Annotated in this window: 18 protein-coding genes and 1 pseudogene; 9 read left to right on the forward strand and 10 right to left on the reverse strand. The window is 49.0% G+C overall.

Annotated features, from left to right (window positions below):
- Nucleotides 1-4: 4 nt before the first annotated feature.
- From ELR70_RS21425 to ndk, 4 genes and pseudogenes are all read right to left on the reverse strand, one after another.
- A complete protein-coding gene (locus tag ELR70_RS21425) occupies nucleotides 5-991 on the reverse strand; it encodes a RodZ domain-containing protein (protein WP_054015999.1) in 987 nt (328 codons plus the stop codon).
- A complete protein-coding gene (gene pilW / locus ELR70_RS21430; protein ID WP_241566344.1) occupies nucleotides 988-2571 on the reverse strand; it encodes a type IV pilus biogenesis/stability protein PilW in 1584 nt (527 codons plus the stop codon). Before pilW ends, ELR70_RS21425 begins: the two co-directional genes overlap by 4 nt.
- A 183-nt stretch (nucleotides 2572-2754) precedes the next feature.
- Nucleotides 2755-3884 (reverse strand): annotated as a pseudogene (locus ELR70_RS21435) (bifunctional tRNA (adenosine(37)-C2)-methyltransferase TrmG/ribosomal RNA large subunit methyltransferase RlmN).
- Between the two features lie 188 nt (nucleotides 3885-4072).
- Nucleotides 4073-4504 (reverse strand): nucleoside-diphosphate kinase, encoded by a 432-nt coding sequence (gene ndk / locus ELR70_RS21440; protein WP_010383936.1) that lies wholly within the window; start codon nucleotides 4502-4504, stop codon nucleotides 4073-4075.
- Between the two features lie 313 nt (nucleotides 4505-4817).
- Between ndk and yegQ the strand changes: the two genes are divergently transcribed.
- From yegQ to ELR70_RS21480, 8 genes are all read left to right on the forward strand, one after another.
- A complete protein-coding gene (gene yegQ, locus ELR70_RS21445; protein ID WP_054016060.1) occupies nucleotides 4818-6176 on the forward strand; it encodes a tRNA 5-hydroxyuridine modification protein YegQ in 1359 nt (452 codons plus the stop codon).
- 24 nt (nucleotides 6177-6200) lie between these two features.
- Complete coding sequence (locus ELR70_RS21450; protein WP_054016002.1) at nucleotides 6201-6452, forward strand: YfhL family 4Fe-4S dicluster ferredoxin; 252 nt, start codon at nucleotides 6201-6203, stop codon at nucleotides 6450-6452.
- Between the two features lie 187 nt (nucleotides 6453-6639).
- Entirely contained in the window at nucleotides 6640-7398 is a 759-nt protein-coding gene (locus tag ELR70_RS21455) for an EAL domain-containing protein (protein WP_054016003.1), read from the forward strand.
- A 13-nt stretch (nucleotides 7399-7411) separates the two neighbouring features.
- Entirely contained in the window at nucleotides 7412-10096 is a 2685-nt protein-coding gene (locus ELR70_RS21460; RefSeq protein WP_054016004.1) for a PAS domain S-box protein, read from the forward strand.
- On the forward strand, nucleotides 10093-10500 hold the full coding sequence (locus ELR70_RS21465) for a response regulator (RefSeq protein WP_082353228.1): 408 nt from the start codon (nucleotides 10093-10095) through the stop codon (nucleotides 10498-10500). The genes ELR70_RS21460 and ELR70_RS21465 overlap by 4 nt, the downstream gene beginning before the upstream one ends.
- A 3-nt stretch (nucleotides 10501-10503) precedes the next feature.
- On the forward strand, nucleotides 10504-11433 hold the full coding sequence (locus ELR70_RS21470) for a GGDEF domain-containing response regulator (protein ID WP_054016006.1): 930 nt from the start codon (nucleotides 10504-10506) through the stop codon (nucleotides 11431-11433).
- A gap of 276 nt (nucleotides 11434-11709) precedes the next feature.
- Entirely contained in the window at nucleotides 11710-12882 is a 1173-nt protein-coding gene (locus ELR70_RS21475; protein WP_054016007.1) for a M23 family metallopeptidase, read from the forward strand.
- A 257-nt stretch (nucleotides 12883-13139) separates the two neighbouring features.
- A complete protein-coding gene (locus tag ELR70_RS21480; protein ID WP_054016008.1) occupies nucleotides 13140-13838 on the forward strand; it encodes a response regulator transcription factor in 699 nt (232 codons plus the stop codon).
- Here ELR70_RS21480 and ELR70_RS21485 read toward each other — a convergent pair.
- The 4 genes from ELR70_RS21485 to ELR70_RS21500 are packed head-to-tail and all read right to left on the reverse strand — an operon-like array spanning nucleotide 13835 to nucleotide 16999.
- On the reverse strand, nucleotides 13835-14620 hold the full coding sequence (locus ELR70_RS21485; protein WP_054016009.1) for a CsgG/HfaB family protein: 786 nt from the start codon (nucleotides 14618-14620) through the stop codon (nucleotides 13835-13837). The two genes, ELR70_RS21480 and ELR70_RS21485, sit on opposite strands and share 4 nt — an antisense overlap.
- Nucleotides 14620-15036 (reverse strand): curli assembly protein CsgF, encoded by a 417-nt coding sequence (locus tag ELR70_RS21490; protein WP_054016010.1) that lies wholly within the window; start codon nucleotides 15034-15036, stop codon nucleotides 14620-14622. Before ELR70_RS21490 ends, ELR70_RS21485 begins: the two co-directional genes overlap by 1 nt.
- Before the next feature lie 2 nt (nucleotides 15037-15038).
- Nucleotides 15039-15473 carry a CsgE family curli-type amyloid fiber assembly protein gene (locus tag ELR70_RS21495; RefSeq protein ID WP_082353229.1) on the reverse strand — a complete coding sequence of 145 codons (435 nt, stop codon included), beginning with the start codon at nucleotides 15471-15473 and terminating at the stop codon, nucleotides 15039-15041.
- 5 nt (nucleotides 15474-15478) lie between these two features.
- Nucleotides 15479-16999 (reverse strand): curlin, encoded by a 1521-nt coding sequence (locus ELR70_RS21500; RefSeq protein WP_054016011.1) that lies wholly within the window; start codon nucleotides 16997-16999, stop codon nucleotides 15479-15481.
- 709 nt (nucleotides 17000-17708) lie between these two features.
- Here ELR70_RS21500 and ELR70_RS21505 point away from each other — a divergent pair.
- On the forward strand, nucleotides 17709-20210 hold the full coding sequence (locus tag ELR70_RS21505; protein ID WP_054016012.1) for a S8 family serine peptidase: 2502 nt from the start codon (nucleotides 17709-17711) through the stop codon (nucleotides 20208-20210).
- Nucleotides 20211-20307: 97 nt separating this feature from the next.
- Here ELR70_RS21505 and ELR70_RS21510 read toward each other — a convergent pair whose 3' ends face one another.
- Both ELR70_RS21510 and ELR70_RS21515 read right to left on the reverse strand, forming a co-directional pair.
- On the reverse strand, nucleotides 20308-20595 hold the full coding sequence (locus ELR70_RS21510) for a hypothetical protein (protein WP_054016013.1): 288 nt from the start codon (nucleotides 20593-20595) through the stop codon (nucleotides 20308-20310).
- Nucleotides 20596-20690: 95 nt separating this feature from the next.
- Nucleotides 20691-21095 (reverse strand): VOC family protein, encoded by a 405-nt coding sequence (locus ELR70_RS21515; protein ID WP_054016014.1) that lies wholly within the window; start codon nucleotides 21093-21095, stop codon nucleotides 20691-20693.
- Nucleotides 21096-21102 lie beyond the last annotated feature (7 nt).

The following is a 21102-nucleotide window of genomic DNA, read 5'->3' on the forward strand; positions in this document are numbered from 1 at the left end:
ACGATTACTCTGCTAACGGTAAATTAAATTTGGCTAAACGGTTACGCGGCAGCCCGGAAATATCCACGGCTTCGCCATCAAGTGTGATGCTCACAGCACGATGTTTGCCCAGTACGACTGAAAACGGGGCAACACCACTGACGGTCATGGTATACCCTGCTTTTTTAACACCAAACGCAACCCGTTCCTGACTGGCGTCAAAGATCTCAACCCAGCTGTCTTCTTTAAACACCATCACTATGGTGCTCTGTGACAATTCGCTTTGTGTATTGTCAGGCTCTGGGTCAGCTACCGGTGCTGACGATAGTTCAGTTGCCACAGCATTTTGTGTTATTTCTGTGCTCACCTGTGCAGCCTCATTCTCAGACGTCGCTGGCACTAATTGAGGTAGCGCTTCACTCTCGTCATCTGACGGTACAGCAGGCTCAGCAGTGGAGTTCAACTCACCGCTGTCAATCTTATTCTCACTTGGCGTATTCTCTTGTGCTGTTTCTTCTGCTACCTCATTTGGCACACTGGTGACTGGCGCACTGACCTGAGGAATATCCAGCGCATCCCCTGGCGTGATCTCATTTTGCGTGCTGATGGTTTGCCAGAACCAAATTGCTGAGCTACCAATCACCAGCGCTAAAACGGCGTAACTAAACCACATCAGGCGATTATCGTGCGCTTCTTTTTCAGTTCGACGTGAAAAGCTCTTCATCTTGCCCTTTTGCTCGGGTACCACTGGGGACTGATATAACCGTAAGGTTTCCTGTGCATCCAGGCCCAGTAAGCCACAGTAGCTTTTGATATACCCTTTCACAAAGGTCTCAGGGCCAAGTTTATGATAGTCGTCCTGTTCCAGCTTATTGATCTGAGATTCACTGAGCTTCAGCCGTGCGGTGATCTCCTCAAAGCTGACGCCTTTGTCATGCCTGGCCTTTGCCAGTGTTTGACCGAGCGACAATACGTCGCTGCCGGTATCTGTGTCTAATTCTGCTTCGTTCATAAAGTATAGTTATCTGGATCCACGATTAAGAGATGTCGTCCCGGTTTCAAGACGATACCCGGTGTCAATTTGTTCCACCGCATCAGGTCGTCAATCTGTAAATTATATTCCATTGCAATGTCGAACAATGACTGACCTTCACCAATGGTGTGGACGATTTTAGGGTCGTTTAAATACACCACCTGACCAATCGAGAGCTTGTCCGACTCACGTAAATTATTCCATGCCATCAGTTTTTCTAACTTAAGATTGTACTTCACTGAGACGCTAAACAGGTTTTCTCCCAGCCTGATTGTATGCTGAGGGATGCTGGGAAGCATAATATCTGTGTTTAATAAACCACCCGCAGCACGATTCGAGGTCACTACAGAAACAGGTTCATCCGGCAGTTGCGCCAACCAGCTGTCTGCAGGCTCCGCGCTTGGACGGGATGAAGTCGCTGAAAATGAAATATCTTCAGGATCAGGCTCATAAAACACTACTTTCCCTTGCTGCGTTGAAGCCACAGGCTTAACCACAGTCGAGGTCGCCTTTTGCGGTATTATCGCGGCAGTCACTGTATCCTGTGCAGGTGAATTCTGGGTGAATTGTTGAGTACGCAACGAACGTGTTGGCGCTTTTATCTGCGACTGTTGAGACACAACAGGAGATAGCGCTGGCGCCTCAACGCGAGTGCTTGCAGCCTCCACTTTCCGGCGTACCTTGATCTTAGGCTCTGCCACTAAATGGGTCGGCGATTTATGAGTAATCTTAGTTAACTGAGCTTGACGGTATTGCTCCTTCAGGCGTTCAAATTCGCTGTCCTTCAAACGCTGCTGGATCACCAGCACAGCCTGAGGAGACTCTGGGTAAGTTTGCAACAACAAAGTGGCTGTTTCTTCAGCTTGTTGCAAATGACCTTTGCGTAGCTCCAGCAAATGAGACAGCAATAGCCCTCGCGCCGAGACAAAGCCACGGTCACCATACACCTTGAGGACTTCTTCTGCTCTGTGCAGTTCACTCTTTGCATAATATAAGCCAGCCATTAATAACAAGGTCGACTGACGCTGGCCATTGTGTTTCTCGGCGCTGCTCAGATACTCCAGTGCCAGCTCGAAGTTATCCTGGCGCAGTGCACACAAGGCTAAATTTTCATAGCTTTGTGCAACACGAATGTAACTTGGGATTTCTATGGCTTTAAACAATTGCTCTGTCGCTTCATCATATTTGCCGATGCGACATAAGAAGGTGCCGTAGTTATTGAGCGTATTTGGGTCTTTCGGCGCCAGTGCCAGTGCTTTTTGATAAGCCTGTTCGGCACGGGCATTCTCGCCCACCTGCTCATAGTAGTAAGCCAGAGAATAGTGTGCTTCGGGGAGTTGTGGCGCCAAAGTCAGTGCCCGCTCCAGGTTGTACTTAGCCTGCGTGTTATTGCCGTTTGCCAGATATTGCAATGCCAGCGAAATACGGGTTTTAGCAGCATCTTCACGGCTTGCTTTGCTTTGTACAACCGGTTTATCACTATTGGCATAGCGAGTTTCGGTCACGCAGCCACTAAGTATCACGCTCAATGTCAGCAGCACCCCGGTTCGGGCAGCCACAGTGCGCTTTGATACCTCAAAGGAGAAACTTTTTACCAATGAAAACATAGCTAAACTAAACACTTTAGTTATAAGCGCGCACTGACAGGTGACACTCGGCGCAAGGCCTCAGGCATAGCTCACCAGAGCGCTGTTGATCTATGCCCATATATTACCCGAATGCGTTCGAGTTTCACCCTTTTTTTAGCCAACCTTCACCGCTATCGCGTTGTCTTGCAGCTGCTTTTTCTTTGCAAGGCGTTTGGTTCTGTCGACCACGTCTCCTACCAGCTGACCACAGGCGGCATCAATATCATCACCTCGGGTACGGCGCACGATACAGGTTAACCCGGCTGCCTGAAGTACTTTAGAGAAACGGTCGATACGACTGTTGCTCGAACGTCCATACTCGTTGCCCGGGAACGGGTTGAATGGGATCAGGTTGATTTTAGACGGCGTACCTTTCAATACCTGAACCAGTTCATGGCATGATCGGTGCTGTCGTTCACACCCTGCAACATCACATATTCAATAGTGACGTCTTTGTTGGCTTTTGAACCATCGATATAACGACGACAGGCCGCTAAGAATTCTTCAATGGGGTACTTTTTATTGATAGGCACCAGCTCATCACGCAGCGGGTTGTTTGGCGCATGCAAGGAAATCGCCAGTGCGACGTCAATTTTTTCTTTCAGGATATCCAATGCCGGTACCACGCCCGAGGTACTCAAAGTAACACGACGCTTAGACAGGCCGAATGCCCAGTCATCCATCATCAGTTCCATCGCAGGCACTACGTTATTGATGTTAAGCAACGGCTCACCCATACCCATCATCACCACATTGGTGATCGGACGCTTAGTGCTGTCACCATCATGCAAGCCAATGTCTTTGGCTACGCGCCACACCTGACCGATGATCTCACTGACTTTCAGGTTACGGTTAAAGCCCTGTTGTGCCGTGGAGCAAAAAGTACATTCCAGCGCACAGCCAACCTGAGAAGACACACACAAAGTGGCGCGGTCTTTTTCCGGGATCCACACGGTCTCGACTTCCTGTCCGCCATCCAGTACAAGGGCGTACTTGATGGTGCCATCGCTGGCCTGCTGACGCACTGAGATTTCCGGTGCTCGGATCTCACACTCCGCCTGCAACTTAGCGCGCAGCTTTTTATTGATGTTGCTCATATCATCGAAGTTATCGATGCCGAAGTGGTAAATCCATTTCATGACCTGATCGGCGCGAAACGGCTTCTCACCGTATGATGCAAACAACTCGCGCATCCCCTCGCGATTTAAATCAAGTAAGTTAATTTTTTTCTCAGTCGTAGTCATGAAACAACCCCAGATCAGATGACGGCCAGTGCAAATTTAATAAAACGCCAAATTGTACAAAATTTAATCAGCGCTTTCAAATCTGAATACTTTGCTAAGCCTGTTGTCTGTCGCATTCAGGCTTAGCAAAGTGCATCAGGGACGAAAAAAGGGCGCTAAGGCCCTTCTTTGATGTCACCGTGCTCGAATTAACGAGTACGTGCGCACAGCTCTTCTTCAGTGAAGAAGTAAGCGATTTCACGTGCAGCAGACTCTGGAGCGTCTGAACCGTGTACCGCGTTCTCGTCGATGCTGTCAGCGTAGTCAGCACGTAGCGTACCCGCTAGCGCTTCAGCTGGGTTAGTTGCACCCATGATTTCACGGTTTTTACGGATTGCATCTTCGCCTTCAAGAACCTGAACCATTACTGGACCAGAAGTCATGAACTCAACCAAAGCACCGAAGAAAGGACGCTCTTTGTGCTCTGCGTAGAAACCTTCCGCTTTCTCTTGAGAAAGGTGGATCATTTTAGCTGCAACGATCTTCAGACCAGCAGACTCGAAACGGTTGTAGATTGCACCGATGTGGTTTTTAGCGACCGCATCAGGCTTAACGATTGAAAAAGTACGCTCTAAAGCCATCTTTTTTGCTCCAAAATGAAATTAATGAATTTATACGGGCGCGAATTATACGCGTTTTAGATGTAAAAACCTACTATTTCTGTCCCGTGATTGTTTTGTGTGAAACCAAGCCTTATGTGGTCACCGGCTGCGCAATTTATCGGGGACCTCGCAAAACCTGATCCAAGTCAAAAAACACCTCGGCGGCTTGCCCTATACTGCGCCGCTTTTTGATTTAACCCAATCGTCCGGTTCACTGCAATGCAGGGCGCGCAGACGATTGATTTACCCCAACAGCTGACCCGTAATCAGTTCAATGTATGAGGTTTTTGAGATGTTTGTACCTGAGCTCCTTTCACCCGCCGGTAGTTTAAAGAATATGCGTTACGCTTTTGCGTACGGTGCCGATGCCGTGTATGCCGGCCAACCGCGTTATAGCTTGCGTGTACGCAACAATGAATTCGACCTGGCTAACCTGGAAATTGGTATTAACGAAGCCCACCAGCAAAATAAAAAGCTGTATGTGGTATCTAACATTGCACCACATAACGGTAAGGTAAAAACTTACCTGCGCGATATCGAGCCTGTTATTGCCATGCAACCGGACGCGCTGATCATGTCCGACCCGGGCCTTATCATGCTGGTGCGTGAAAAGTGGCCTGATATGCCCATTCACCTATCTGTTCAGGCCAACGCCGTCAACTATGCAGCAGTGCAGTTCTGGGCAAAGCAAGGTATAGAGCGGGTCATCCTGTCGCGGGAGCTGTCACTGGAAGAAATTGCCGAGATCCGCACTTCGTGCCCGGATACTGAGCTGGAAGTGTTTGTACATGGCGCGCTGTGTATGGCCTACTCAGGGCGCTGTCTGCTCTCTGGCTACATCAATAAACGCGACCCGAACCAGGGCACCTGCACCAATGCCTGTCGCTGGAGCTACGACGTTAAGCCAGGAGAAGAAAACGCTACAGGCGATGTGGTGCACAAAATTGACCCGCAGCAGGTCATCCCGACCTTAGGCGACGGACAGCCGACCGATCAGGTGTTTATGCTTGAAGAGCAAGGCCGCCCGGGTGAATATATGCCAGCCTTTGAAGATGAGCATGGCACTTACATAATGAACTCCAAAGACCTGCGGGCTGTACAGTACGTTGATCAATTAGCCAAGATGGGCGTACACAGCCTGAAAATTGAAGGCCGGACTAAATCTTTTTACTATGTTGCCAGAACTGCACAGGTTTATCGTCGCGCCATTGACGATGCCGTCGCTGGTAAGCCGTTCGACCCGTCACTGATGCGAACACTGGAAAACCTGGCACACCGAGGCTACACCGAGGGCTTCCTCAAACGCCATGCACACCAGGAATACCAAAACTACGACTATGGGCACTCCGTATCTGATCAGCAGCAGTTTGTTGGCGAGATTTTGGGGCGCCACGACAACGGTCTGGTGGAAATTGACGTCAAAAACAAATTCTGTACCGGTCACAGCCTGGAGCTGATGACACCGCAGGGCAATATCAGCTTTAACCTTGAACACATGGAGAACAAAAAAGGTGAGCAGATCAGCGATGCCAAGGGCTCTGGACACATAGTTAAAATCCCATTACCAGAAGACATTGACCTGAGCCATGCCATTTTGATGCGCAACCTGGGTGTACAAGAAAACACCCGCAACCCGTTTAAAAAAGCCTGAACTGGCCAAAGCGGAGCGTAAACCATGGCGTTACTGATCAACAGTAAATGTATTAACTGCGATATGTGCGACCCGGAATGCCCTAACCAGGCCATCTATATGGGCGAAAAAATCTACCAGATAGACCCGGATAAATGCACTGAATGCGTCGGACACTATGACCAGCCAACCTGTGTCAGTGTCTGCCCAATTGACTGTATTAAACCAGACCCTGCACACCGTGAGAGCCTGGATACCCTGGCTGAGAAGTTTCTCAAACTCACAGGCCAAGGTTAGTCTCTGTTTAAAGCGCCTGCGGGCGCTTTTTCTTTTTATTATTATCCGGATATCAGCACTGCGGAGTAAACCTAAACTCAGCTCCCCGACGTATCATTCCCTGATAAACCTGCGCACAGTTGGATTGCAAAACCTATAGGCTGTGCCAGACTTGTTAAGGCGTCTAACTTTTAAACAGGGAGTTTCTATGCCTGGCTGCAAAACTTGCCGTTGCCACACCGATTATAAGATGGACATTACCATGGCCATGCAACCGATAGTGGATCTGCGCACCCGGCAAGTCTATGCCTATGAAGCCTTAGTCAGAGGCACACAGGGACAGTCGGCAGGACAAGTACTCGCTCAGGTCACAGAAGACAGCAAATATTATTTCGATCAGCTGTGCCGCACGACTGCCATAGAGATGATGGCCGGTCTCAGCGACACAGCCAAGCTTTCTATCAACTTTTTACCCAATGCGATTTACGACCCCCAAACCTGCTTGCGCAAAACGCTCGAAGCCGCGGATAAATTCAATCTCGCAAAGGAGCGCATTATCTTTGAAGTCTCTGAGCAGGAGCATCTCACCGACCCGGACAAACTCATCGACATCGCCAATACGTATAACAAAAACGGCTTTAAGGTTGCGCTGGACGATTTTGGCGCAGGCTATGCTGGCATTGAAGTGCTGCACCGTTTTCAACCCGACATCATCAAACTCGATATTTCACTGGTAAGCGGCATTGCACGGGACCCGGTCAAACAAGCTATTGTAGACGGCGTTTGCCTGATGGCGCGCCGACTAAATATCGACCTGGTGGTTGAAGGCGTTGAAACATTCGCTGATTATCAGTGCATATGTGATTTAGGCGTTTATTTAATGCAGGGCTACCTATTTGCCAAGCCTGTCATTGCAACTTTGCCCACCCCCAGCTTTCCCACGGAGCCAACCGAACACTGCGAGTAAGGACGACCGACCCATGGAAGCCAATAGTTTAGAGTCATTTTTTCATGATGCCTATATGCCACACGGGCACTGTTATTTATGGCAACCCCATCTGTTGTGGGGCAATGTTATCTCAGATTTACTGATTGCCACCGCTTACTTCTCGATCCCCATTGCCATTATGATATTCGCCAAAAAACGGCCCGATGTCGGTGGGCACTGGCTGTTTGTGTTGTTTTCAAGCTTTATTCTGCTGTGTGGACTGACTCATTTGATTGGGATTTATACTGTCTGGCAAGGTGCCTATGGTATGCATGCTCTGGCCAAAATGGCCACCGCATTGGTGTCTATCACCACAGCTGTGTACATGTTCCGCCTGATCCCCAGCGCCATCGCCATTCCCACCCCGAATCAATTTCAGGGGGTATCGCGCAAACTAGACAAGGTCACACAGGAAAAACATCAACTGGATTCAAAACTGGCCGAGCACGAGTTAACCCACTTTATTCTCAATACCCTGCCTGCCAGTATCGTGGTACTCGATGACAGCTTTAAAATTACTCAGTGTAACCCGCACTTTTTGAATACCCTGGGTGCAAATAGTGGCCAACTAGACGGCCAGTCTCTCAATGATTTGATTGAATTCAGCGATCCCTTTACCACCATAGACACACTGGCTCATAAACTGAGCAGTGCAGAATCGGCGGAACTGTCGACCTTATGCCATGTTACGACACAGGCTAAGTCCACCATTCCGATGGAAATGAAACTGGTTAAGGCCCAGTTCGAAGGGCAAAGCATGGTGCTGGCCCTGTTTAATAACCTGAGCTCCCTTAAAAACACCGAGCGAGCGCTCAAAGAGTCAGACAAAAAAATGCGCCGGGCCATCAATGCTACTGCCGATGGTATTTGGGAGTGGAATGTGGTGACCGGCGAGGTCAGTTACTCACCTCGTCTGATGGCGATGATAGGTAAAGCCAGCATTGAACACCCAACCTATGACGACTGGTTTGAGCATATTCATCCGGATCACCGCCAGCGTGTAGAATTGGCTATTGAGCAACACTTTCAAAGCAGAGAACAGTATCAGGTAGAATACCAGGGCCGTAACGAGCGCGGTGAGTACAGTTGGTTTATGGCAGTGGGAAATAGCCAGTTTGATGAGCAGGGCAAACCACAGCTGATGTCTGGCGCACTGCGTAATATCGACTCCAGCAAAATACTGGAGCGTAAAGTCAGTGAAAAAACCAACATTTTAAACGCAATCTATAATGGTGCCAGTCAGGCCATCTGGCTGTTACAGGTAGAAGAAGACGGCGACTTTACATTTCTGGAATTTAATCCAACTGCCTGCCAGCGTGCCTCTATTAAGCTTGAAGACATTCAGTTCAAACGCTTATCTGAGCTACGCGGAAAAATGTTTGACGACCAAATTCTCAATCACATTCAGGATAATTACCAGACCTGCTGTGAGCTCAAAAAGCCACTGGAATATATCGAGATGTTACCAACCCATGAGCAGGAGTTATGGTATCAAACAACGTTATACCCATTACTCGATAGTCAGGGTAACGTTAAACAACTGGTTGGTACCGCCATTGACATCACGGCACGTAAATACGCAGAGGCTGAGTTACGGGACAGCCAGCAATTTTTGCAACGTATCATAGATTCTGCCGTCTGTGGCTTGTACCTTTTTGATTTGACACAACAGACCAATGTAAAAATAAACCGCAGATACACACATCTGCTCGGGTATACACTCCAGGAGCTGGAAAACTGCAACATCATGGCGCTGTTTCATCCACAAGAACGCCCTTTGCTGGATGCCCATATGAAAGAAGTCATTGAGAGTCAGAGCGGTGATTTGATCCCATTAAAGTACCGTTTTAAGCACAAGCAAGGACACTGGGTCTGGTGTTATTCGCTGGATACGATAGTCACCCGCGATGAACAGGGTAAACCAGAGCTGATGTTGGGGACATTTGTCGACATCACAGAACAAACCAACCTGCTACGTGAATTACAGGAATCGAATGCCAGCCTTGAGCACTTTGCTTTTATTGCCTCTCATGACTTACAAGAGCCACTGCGTAAAATCTCGGCCTTTTCCGACAGCTTGTCACAGCGGCTGGCACCGGCCCTGAAAGAGGACGACAAAGCCTGTTTTGAAATGGACAGGCTACTGGATGCCACACAGCGCATGCGTACCATGATCCAAGACTTACTCAAGCTATCCAGGCTAAATGCGCACCAACTAAAACTAACCCGGGTCTCTCTCAATAGCCTGATCACAGAAGCCTGCGATCAGCTGAGCTTTAAAATAGAGGAAAGCCAGGCACAAGTAACCTGTGGACACCCGGATTGCGAGCTGGAAGTGGATGCTTCTTTGTTTATTCAAATCTGGCAAAACCTGATTGCCAACAGTATTAAGTTCTGCGCTGACGACAAGGCCCCCTGCGTGCGGATCACTACCCAGCGAGAGGGCACGACGCTAATGTTGCACTATCAAGACAACGGCATTGGCGTACCAGAGCAGTTCAGGCAACAGATTTTTGAACCCTTCAGGCGTTTACATGGCGACAGCCACAAAGGCAGCGGGATTGGTCTATCCTTATGTAAGAAGATAGTTGACCTGCATGGTGGGCAAATTACCTGCACCGACGGCGAACAAACCGGAGCACACTTTGTGATCACGCTTAAACAAGGGGAGCGATGATGGAAATTGTATTGGTTGAAGACGACCCGGATGACATTTATTTCTTTCAGCAAGCCTGCGCAAAACTTCCCCGGGAGCCCAAAGTCACCGTGTTAAACAACGGCATTGAGTTTATCTCTCATGTGCAGCAAAACGATAACCAAACGCCCGTTTACCTGCTGGACTTAAACATGCCACACAAGGGCGGGCTGGAAGCACTGGAAGAGCTGCAACAGCTGGGTTTGGTAAACTCCTTGTTGGTGATCTGCTACACCACGTCGGACAGCCCCAAAGATATCGCAAAAGCCTATCACCTGGGTGCCAAATCCTATTTAACCAAACCGAACCGCCTGACAGAGCTGACTGAGCTGGTCCAGACACTCATTAAATATTGGTTTCAATACAACCAAAAACGCGAAGGATAAGGTATGAACGCGCGGCTAATTTATTTGCTTGAAGACAATCAGGATGACATCTATCTGGTGAAAGAACTACTGAGCCAGCACAATGGAAAACACCAGTATGCCGTCAATGCCTTTGAAACCATAGAATCGCTGCGTGATGCAGTCGCCCAGCTTAATCCCGAAGCCATTTTGATGGACCTTAACCTGCCACAAAGCCGGGGACTGGAAACCTTGCTGCGTGTAAAAGACTTTGCCGCACATATCCCCATCATAGTACTGACGGGCATGTCAGATGAAATGTTTGGCGAGAAAGCCATTCAACTTGGGGCACAGGATTATATACCCAAGCACGAACTCAGCGCTCACTTGCTCAGACGCACCATAGTGTTTTCTAAAGAGCGCTTTGACATGCAGCGTAACCTCGAAAACCTGATCAGTCTGGACAGACTTACCATGCTCAACAACCGCGGAGCACTGGATAAGCACTTACACACCCAGGTGCAGGATGCCCGACGTTATGGCAAGCAGTTCGCCATGTTGTTTATCGACCTTGATAACTTTAAAACCATTAACGATGAGTTAGGCCATCAGGCGGGCGACCAGCTGCTCAGGCTGCTTGCCTCCAAGCTCAAAATGTACAAGCGCAGCTCAGACTTTGTGGCGCGCTATGGCGGTGATGAATTTGTGGTGATTGCCCCCAATATAGATAATCCAGCTCAACTGGAACTGTTTACCCGCTACAAGCATAACCTGCTGGCCGACAATTACTGCCTGCAAGATCAGCAAGGCAATATGCACGAAGTCACACTGGAGCTCAGCATCGGTGCCGTGCTGTTTCCGGATCATGGTGATGGGCCAACAGAATTATTGAGTTGCGCAGATAAAGCTATGTATCAGGCTAAAACTCAGTCACTACCCTTTCTGCTGGCGCAACCCACTAACAACTCAGTATAACCTCAGGGACTGAAAACCAGTTTCTCATCAGGCCTGCCTACAATCATATGACTCACTCGCCCTTCTGGAGCGCCTGACACTCGTCCAGTCTAAACCCGGTTCAACGCCTGCTTTTACTTATCTACCTGTTGCCAGCCTGCCTAATTGCAGAATTAAATGAAACAAAAATGTAAACATTAAGAAACAAAAGCCAATAACAGAGTAAAAGCTCAAATTGTACATTTATTCAACAAGAGGATATACCTGTTCGTGAACTCAACCTAATGAGGATACAACATGAAAACACTACACTACGCTGTACTGGCACTAGGGCTTAGCAGCGCACAACTACATGCACAGGGCCAGCACCATGATGCCGCGGCTTACCAGCTACCTGATGAGGCGCTGGCACAGCATGCACTTTCTCCGTTACTCAACATAGACCCACAACATTTTTTGTTCAGTAACCAGTTACAGCAAACAGACTGGGAAGCTATACTGGCAAGTCATGCCCCTCACCTGTTACCTCAGCTTGAAACCCTGCTACACTGGGCAGGTCACGCCAGTATTAACCCTAAGCTGTTGTTGGCACTAATGGAGCAACAAAGTCAGCTGCTTACCGCGCCCTCTGCAAAATCGTTAGCACAGCCATTTGGCTCATTAGTCCCGCAATCTGGGTTTTCAGCGCAACTGGAGGCAATTACCACAGCCTTGTCGCAGCGCTATTACGCTTTTGAGCAGCAACAGGGTCAACAATCAGAAGCGTTACATCAGACACTCAGTACAGAGCGCTCAATCAGCCCGGCAACGTTTGCGCTCAACGCATTACTGGGTGATCAAAGTGACGTTGCCAAAGTAGCCAGGCACTTCCAGCAGTTGTTCGGCGATGCTCTGCTTAATCCACAAGTACGCGTACAGACCCCCAGTACAGAGTCTGCGACAGTGAGCAATAATTTTTATCTTAACTTCCCCTGGCCCTCTGGTTATGCCTGGTACAGTGGCGGTGCACATTCAAATACTGGCTCTGGTTATCCATACTCATCGCTTGATTTCAACAACAACTCAGGCGGTTGGGGCTCGAATACGCCCTGGGTTCAGGCAGCCCATGGCGGGACTGTGACCCGCTACTCACGCTGTAATATCCGCGTTACGCATCCCAGCGGTTACGCCACTCAGTACTATCATATGGACGCCTTACAATATCAGACAGGTGACGTTATTGATGCAGGTGCCTGGCTGGGTCGCTATGCCAATGACTACAATACAGCCTTGTGTCAGGGTGGCCAATCCAGTGGGCCACATCTGCATTTTTCATTGCTTTATAACGGTCGCTTCGTGTCTCTTCACAACACTTATATCAGCGGCTACCGGGTGGATGTCGGCAACTACAATTACGATGACAACTGCAGTCGCTTTTACTTTGAACGCAATGGCTATCGCACCTGCGCATGGCGGGCACTTTACCGATAAATATTTAAGCAATTGAGGTGGTCACGCCAGTAAGCTGGCCACCTGCCCTCCCCCATACCTGCAAGCGCTGCGTAATGCAGCCACGCCAGTTGTTACGCATTACCTGATCAAGTCACCATCCTTGCCTGCGATCAGATGGAATGTTCCAATACGAGATACAACTGCGGTCAGTTCCAAAAATTGAAAATAAGTACTAAACATCCTGTAAAAAATATGTATATTTAAGTTAATGGAACAACAAAAGGACAGTCGAGAAAATGATGTATTCAGACAACCAAACGCGTGGTGCTCTGTTCGTCCTGACAGACCAAAAGACCAACACGCTGAGTCAGGATTTCCTCATGTTTGTCAAAATGCTTGAGGCTTGCGGTAACAATATCAAGGTCGATACCCGCCTGCCCGTCACTGAGCAACGATCACAGTACCAGCTGTTTCTGGTCGATGTCAGTCATCGTGAATGTCGCGATTTACTCAGCGCACAGCTCAGGGCGTTGGCACAACATCACAGCGTCTTGCTATTCAATGCCTGCCCGGATACCCTGAACGAACAAACCGCCTTGCTCGCGAATGTCAAAGGCGTGCTCTATCAGGGGGCCTCTCCAGAAAGTCAGTTCAAAGGCATCCAGCGCGTGCTCGGTGGTGAACTATGGTTCGGCAGAGGCGCGATTTCTCTGGCATTCAGTGCTCTGATGCAGCGCCTGCCGCAGACTCTGCCGGCGCTGTCGGATGAGCAGCGTGATATCACACTGGCCTCGCTCACCAAGCGCGAAAAATCCGTGATTCGACTACTGGCCGATGGCGCCAAAAACGACGATATTGCCGATTCTCTGAATATCAGCAGCCATACCGTCAAAACCCACATTTACAGTGCATTTAAAAAGACCAACTCTCGTAACCGAATTGAGTTGGCTAACTGGGCCCAGCAACATATTCCTTTTGGCGGACTGGCCAATTAACCAGCCTGCTCAGAGGAAGATTTTGCCGCCCAGACCCCTTTTTCGAGGCCCTGATGAACCAGTAACGTCAGGGCTTTTTCTATCGCCTGAGTAACACATATGTGCATAGGCTCATTTTCGCTGTATCCGGCCTCGGCTTCTGCGAGCCGTTTATAACTCACGTAGCGGAAAAACCCCGCACGCATTTCTTTAGACAATACTTTCTTACTGGTGGCTACCGACAATAAGACTTGCCCGGTGCGAACATCGACCGCGCGAAGATAAATACTGATGGTGTCTTCGCGATACAATTCGGAGGCACCAATACCGAAGTATTCCATCCCCATTCCACCTGTTTTAATGTTGGCGTCGTAGCTAATAATCCCGCCTTCAAAGATCAGCTTAGCGTGGGTTAACGGCGGCAAGCTGTTGGCATTATCTTTATCCTGCATCGCGGCTCGGGTGATCTTACGCTCAGTCAGCAGGTTTTGCAGTCCCTCACGCTCAATGGGAATAAACCAGTCAGTTTCGTGCAGCGCCTGCATCAGGATCGAGTTGGCCCCCTGAGTCACCGCCGTTGAAAATGAGCTGACATTTTCCTGGGGCTTATATTGCCCTGTTTGGTCGCGAAACGAATAAACAGACACAGGGATAGGCCCACGCGGCGCAGGCAATGCCTTCAATTCACTAAACACTTCAGTGGCTGCCAGCGGCTCGGCCTTAGTCATAGGCGGCGGCAGTACGGGCAGAGCGCTACAGGCGCTCAGCAGTAATATCACACAGGTAATACTCAGATACTTCATTAACCAAACCTCGGTACTTCCAGCGTCGTAATGTCTCCCGTAAGGGTATTTGTGATCTGCACCGTAATAGAATCAGGCGTACTGGTGATCACCTGAATTTCGTAATCACCACTCATAAAGGTCGAATCTTTATCAAAAATACTGTCCTCGACCTCATCGCCAAATGCGGTGGATGTGATTTCCCGCACCATGCGATTCAGGTAGGTCCGCTCCAGCGATTCCTGAAAGCGATCGCCGTAGGACTTTTCTATCACAGGCGCACGATGCTTATTTTGTGCCTGTGCTTTGTTTAACAGCATGTTGGCATTGAGAGGATTACCGCCAAATGACGGATTAATCGGCTTGTAGACCAATTCAGTGGCATACAGTGACAGACTGCATAACGCCCCAAAGCAGCATATTATTGTTGTTTTCATTGTTACCACCCGCTTGTTGCTAAATCTGGAGAGTGTTGCTGATGCTGTGCACTGGCCATGGCGTCCATAATGGCAAACAAGGCCGCCTCAACGCGCGACTTAAGTGGTCCTCCACGACGCCCCATGGCTGTGGCATACACCAGCTGACTATTCATAAATACCTGTAACCGAGTGCCAGCGCGCGGTAGCACGGTTTCTTTAATGGTGATATTCACACCTGCTGTCGCTGGTACATCGCGCCACAGCTGTGAAAAGTCAAAATAAAACTGGTAGCCAAAACGGCTAATGCTCTGATCAATGACCAGCCCACCCAGTTCGACCTCTTCGTCGGCCCCCTGGCTATACGGTGTAAAGCTCAAAAGCCATACACCCAAAATAAATAGGTAAATCTTCATGGTGTTAAACTTGGCCACAAAACCATTCGGCTTTGTGGCCATGATGGTTACTGCTGAGTTACAGTCGCGACATTATAGTCACCGACCTGAGTGATATTGATGGTCTGGCCACTGCCGTTAACGCCACCCTCAACCAGGTTACCAAAGCCGTCCTGATTAATCTGGATGTTGTTATCGCTGCCATTGACAACAAATGCACCCGTGCCAACACCGGCAACAAAGTTAGCCCCGCCAGTTTGCTCAATCGCAATGTCGTTACCATTGCCCTCAAGCATCAAGTCGATAGCATTAAGTTCACCGTTTTGTACCAGATCAAGCTGATTCAACCCGCTTTCAGTCACAGATGCCAGCGTAACTGACACGCCATTGCTGTCACCGGTTTGCGCAACATTCAGCATATTATTGTTGCTGGTCAGAGTGTTATCCGGATGCGATGACTGCAGCACAACCTCGTTGTTATCACCATTTTGGATAACACCTACTTCACTACCATTGCTGTTAAATTTCGCAATGTGTAGCTGGTTGTTGTCACCTAGTTGCAAGGTACTGTATTCATTGTCATTGCCTGCCGCGCCCAGATATGCCTGGTTATCGTTACCACGCTGCTGTGCATCAAAGTCGTTGTCATTACCAACTACATCGAACGTTGTCTGGTTGTTATCACCCAACTGTGCCACTGTGACATAGTTGCTATCACCACCAAACAGGGTCGAAGTCATACGGTTGTCATTACCTTCTTGCTCCAAATCAACCCGGTTACTCTCACCTTGCAGTTCGGCCATTTCAACTCGGTTACCATTGCCTGCACTTTGCTCTACCTGCAACTCGTTGTCATTGCCGGCTAACGTATCAATGGTGAACTTGTTGTAGTTACCTTCCTGAGACAAGCTCAGATCATTATCATTACCCTGCAGGCTCGCCAGGTTTAGCTCGTTGTAGGTCCCATTTTGGTCAACCTCGATGCTGTTCTGGTCGCCCTGTACACGGTCAATATTCACTTCACCCCAGGTTCCTTGCTGGACTGCCGTCACCTGGTTATTGTTACCCTGCATATCGGTATTATAGAACCAATGGCCGCCACTGCTTTGTTCAACATGAATACGGTTACCGTCACCTGTGATATTATTGGTCACTTCGTTGTTAATCCCCAGGTAACCAACGCCACGCTGAGTGATATTCAGATTGTTGTCGTTACCATTGAGCTCAGTGAGTGCACCGTTTTGTTCACCGTCCTGGCTGTATTCTTGCGTATTACCATCGCCTGCCGCAGTGACTTTGGTCAGATTGCCAGTACCGGCTTGTGCAACTGTGGTGGTATTCCCATCACCCGCAATCGACACTTCGCTGACATTCGACTCGCCTTCTTGCGAGCTGGTGAGGACATTGCCTGCACCATTATTAGAACGCTGGGTCACCGTCAGCGTATTTCCCGTATTATCAATCTGGATCAGCTGTGCCAACTCAGACGTTGAAGCTGCTTTTGCTTCTGTGTCGGCAGCCTGTGCTGCGCTGACACCAGATAATGCCAATGCAATTGCACAGCAGGTCAGTGATTTTGAAAATTTCACCTGGTTCTCCTTAGAGTTATTAATCGTTATTTTGCAATTTCCTTCAACTCGCATTGCTTGCCTGCTGGTATAAGACGTATCGTCATAACGGAGGTTGCCGGCTCCTAACGTACGCAAGACAGACGCAATACAATGTTTAACCCGGGTTATCTTCAGCTTCGCTCGCCACGACCGCCGTCCGTCACCGGATACCGTCGCGGAGCGGGGCCGCGTTCATACTCGCTTAGTCATCAAAGCCTGAGTCCGGTACTCAGCATCTGGCTGAGCTGTGTTTGCACGTTTTTTCGAACTCATGTAGTCACTCTAGAGTGCTGTGTTAGTGAGGGAAATTAGAAATAATTTGGATTCTATTAACTTTATATAATTCATACAGTTAAAATAAAAACACTCAATTTACCGATATTAGTACGGGACAATCTCACAAAATAGTATGAGTCAAAGAATAATCAGTTCAGGACCGTAAAACTCACAAAAAAGCATGAATAATTCCCTATAAAAACCATCCAAATGCTAAAAAAGCAGTATTTTAACGACTTTTTTACATTTTAAAATTGCATCCGCAATTCAGGCTGTTTTAGCGTGAGCTGAGTTGCCAAACCGAGTTATCGACCGTCGGCCTGAGGGCTTGGCGGATCACACATCATGCCCACTTAGTCGAGCACACCATGGCGTCATGGTTAACAAACCAACTTACTATCTAGGACAAATGATGAAATTAAAATTTTCTGCCTTAACACTGGCATTACTGCCACTTTTCAGCGGTGCAGCTCAAGCTGCTGTACAGATCACAGCTACAGAAAAAACCAATGACAACAGCGTCATCGTGGTATTCAAAAAAGAGGCATCCAGTGCGTTGCGTGCTCAGGCTCGGAGTCTGGTTAAGGCGCGTATCTCAGATAACAATGCCGACGAAATAGATGATCGTTATAAGCATGTTCTGTCAGGCCGTCTTGCCAACTTCAAACTGGATGGGATCAGCAGCAAAGAGGCCATTGCCAAACTGGCTAAACACCCAGCAGTAGAATATGTCGAGCCAGACTATCAGGTAAAAGCACTGGGTATTCCTGACGATGCGCGCTTTGGCGAACTATGGGGTTTGCATAACACAGGACAAACTGGCGGTGTGGACGATGCCGACATCGATGCACCTGAAGCCTGGGATATCAGCATCGGCTCACGAGATGTGATTGTTGGGGTTATCGACACCGGTGTGGACTACACGCACCCGGACCTGGTGGCAAACATGTGGCAAAACCCGGGTGAGATCGCAGGCGATGGCATCGACAATGATAACAACGGTTTTGTTGATGATGTTTACGGTGTCAATACCATCACAGGGTCAGGTGATCCTATGGATGATCAGGGCCATGGTACGCACGTATCAGGCACCATAGGCGCAACGGGTAACGATGCCACCGGTGTAGTGGGCGTAAACCATGAAGTATCGATTGTAGGCTGTAAGTTCTTAGACTCTTCAGGCAGTGGTTCAACCGCAGATGCCATCGAGTGTATTGATTACATGGTATCTCTGAAACAGGCTGGCCATAACGTTCGCGTTCTGAATAACAGTTGGGGTGGCGGCGGTTTCAGCCAGGCGCTGTCTGATGCAATCACAGCCAGTGAAAATGCAGATATTCTGTTTGTTGCGGCAGCCGGTAACGGCGCGGTCGACAACGACAGCAACCCACATTACCCTTCAAGCTATGAGCATGACAGCGTATTTTCTATCGCCTCAACCACAGACAATGACACTATGTCTTCTTTCTCGCAATGGGGACTGACATCAGTGGACATGGGTGCACCGGGTAGCGCGATTCTGTCAACGGTGCCGGGCGGTGGCTACAGCAGCTTCTCTGGTACTTCGATGGCAACTCCGCATGTGGCTGGTGCCGCGGCGCTGGTATTGTCGATTGACCCGACACTGGATACTTTGTCGCTGAAAAACCTGTTGATGCAAAGCGGTGATGCAAATGCTGCACTGGATGGCAAAACCGTTGCTGGCACGCGTCTGAATGCACACCAGGCACTTCTGGATGCCGATCCTGCTCCTGGCTTCAGAGTCGGTGTCACACCTGGCACCCAGGAAATCACGGCAGGTGAAACGGCCAGCTATGAGTTCAACTTCACCTCAGTTGCCGACTGGCAGGGTGACATCGCATTGACGCTCGACAGCGCATTGCCTGGTGCTGTTCTATCACAAAGCACCGTTACTCCGGGTAACACAGTGACTCTGACGGTTCCCACCACAGCAGATACTCAGTGGGGTGACTACAGCTTCACTGTTAACGCTACGTCTGGTGACCTGGCAGAAAGTAAAACCGTTAGCCTGTCTGTGCTGCCTCAAGGTCTGAGCGACTTCAGCTATGATAATACAACAGCGGTGGATATTCCGGACAATGATGGTGCAGGGATCAGCTCAGTGATCACCGTTGCTGATGACATCACCATTTTCGACAGCAACACGCTGGTAAACATCACTCACACTTATATTGGCGATCTACTGGTCACCCTGACGTCTCCGGCGGGTACCTCTGTGACGCTGCACAACCGTGCAGGTGGCAGCGCAGATAACCTGGTTGATACCTTCAATTCTGCGGCCTTCAATGGCGAAGCAGCGCGTGGTGACTGGACTCTGAACGTGTCCGATAACGCGGGTGTGGATACAGGAACTCTGAACAACTGGACCCTGACACTAACTGGCCTTGGTGAAGTCTCTGCACAGCCTCCGGTTGCGGGTTTCAGCTTCGAGAAAGAAGGTCTGAGCGTAGCCTTTACTGACAGCAGTACCGATGCTAACAACGACATCGTCAGCTGGCAATGGGACTTCGGCGATGGCAACAGCAGCAGCGAAGCGAGCCCGACACATATCTACAACGCGTCAGGTACTTACTCTGCTACCCTCACTGTGACTGACAGTGAAGGCAACAGCAACAGCACCACGCAAGAAGTGACTGTCAGCTCTGATGATATCGCACTGGAAGTGGTACGTACGAACAAGTCACGCCTTGGTTTCTATCGCGTATCATTGTCATGGTCTGGAAGCAGTGCTGAACAAGTCGATATTTACCGCGACGGCGCACTACTGCGCACGGTCAATAACTCAGGCCAGTTCCGTGATTTCGGTCGTGACCCAGCGGTTACCGGCTTCACCTATAAGATCTGTCAATCAAGTGATATCTGTTCGAACGAAGTGAGTGTGAGTTTCCAGTAACCTGGTTTGATTAACTTCATTCCAGTAACCTGGTTTGATTAAAAAACCGTAATTTACTCACAATAAGGGCCACATCACCGTGCGGCCCTTTTATTTATTACTGTCGGCAGGTTTGTTTAATAATGTTTGTTTGTCGGGCAATTTCTTTGTCGTTTTTATCGCCTTTAGCTACCGCCAGGTCAACCTTCGCATTATTGCATTTATCTCTGAGCTCTTTATCCATCAGGTAAACCTGATCCCGTTGTGCCTGAGCCAGGCCCTCAACTCCATTGTACTCCTGACGCTCCTCAGGGGCCTTGCCTTTCTCATACGGCGCCGGCTGAGATACCTTACAACCGCTCAGTGCCAGCAAGCACAGACCTAAGAATACACCTTGTTTTTTCATATTATTACTTCCTGATATGACGAGATCCCGATGGTATCATACGGTTTTAAAAAAGGAACAACCTGATACTCAGCGCCTCCTTACCCAGTCGCATTTCACTGGTCTGGCATTTCATACAACTCCAGAGGTAAACCATCCGGATCAGCAAAAAAGCAAAAACGTTGCTGGGTATAGGGATCAACTCGGATAGATTCACAGCTCAACCCTTGGGCAAGCAGTGCATTGCGTGCCGCCTCTATGTCAGTGACAGACAACGCAAGATGACGCAACCCCAGAGCTTCGGGGTAACTGGGCCGCGCAGGTGCCGAGGCAAAGTGAAACAATTCTATCTGAGTGCCGTCGGGCAGTGACAAGTCCAGCTTATAACTCTCACGTCCTGGCTGATAATGTTCAGCGACGACTCGACAGCCGACAATATCAGTATAAAAGGCTTTCGATGTCGCATAATCTGAGCAAATAATCGCGACATGGTGAACACGCGTAATAAAATGAGCAAGCATAAGTATT

The organism is Pseudoalteromonas sp. R3 (assembly GCF_004014715.1).
Lineage (GTDB): Bacteria > Pseudomonadota > Gammaproteobacteria > Enterobacterales > Alteromonadaceae > Pseudoalteromonas.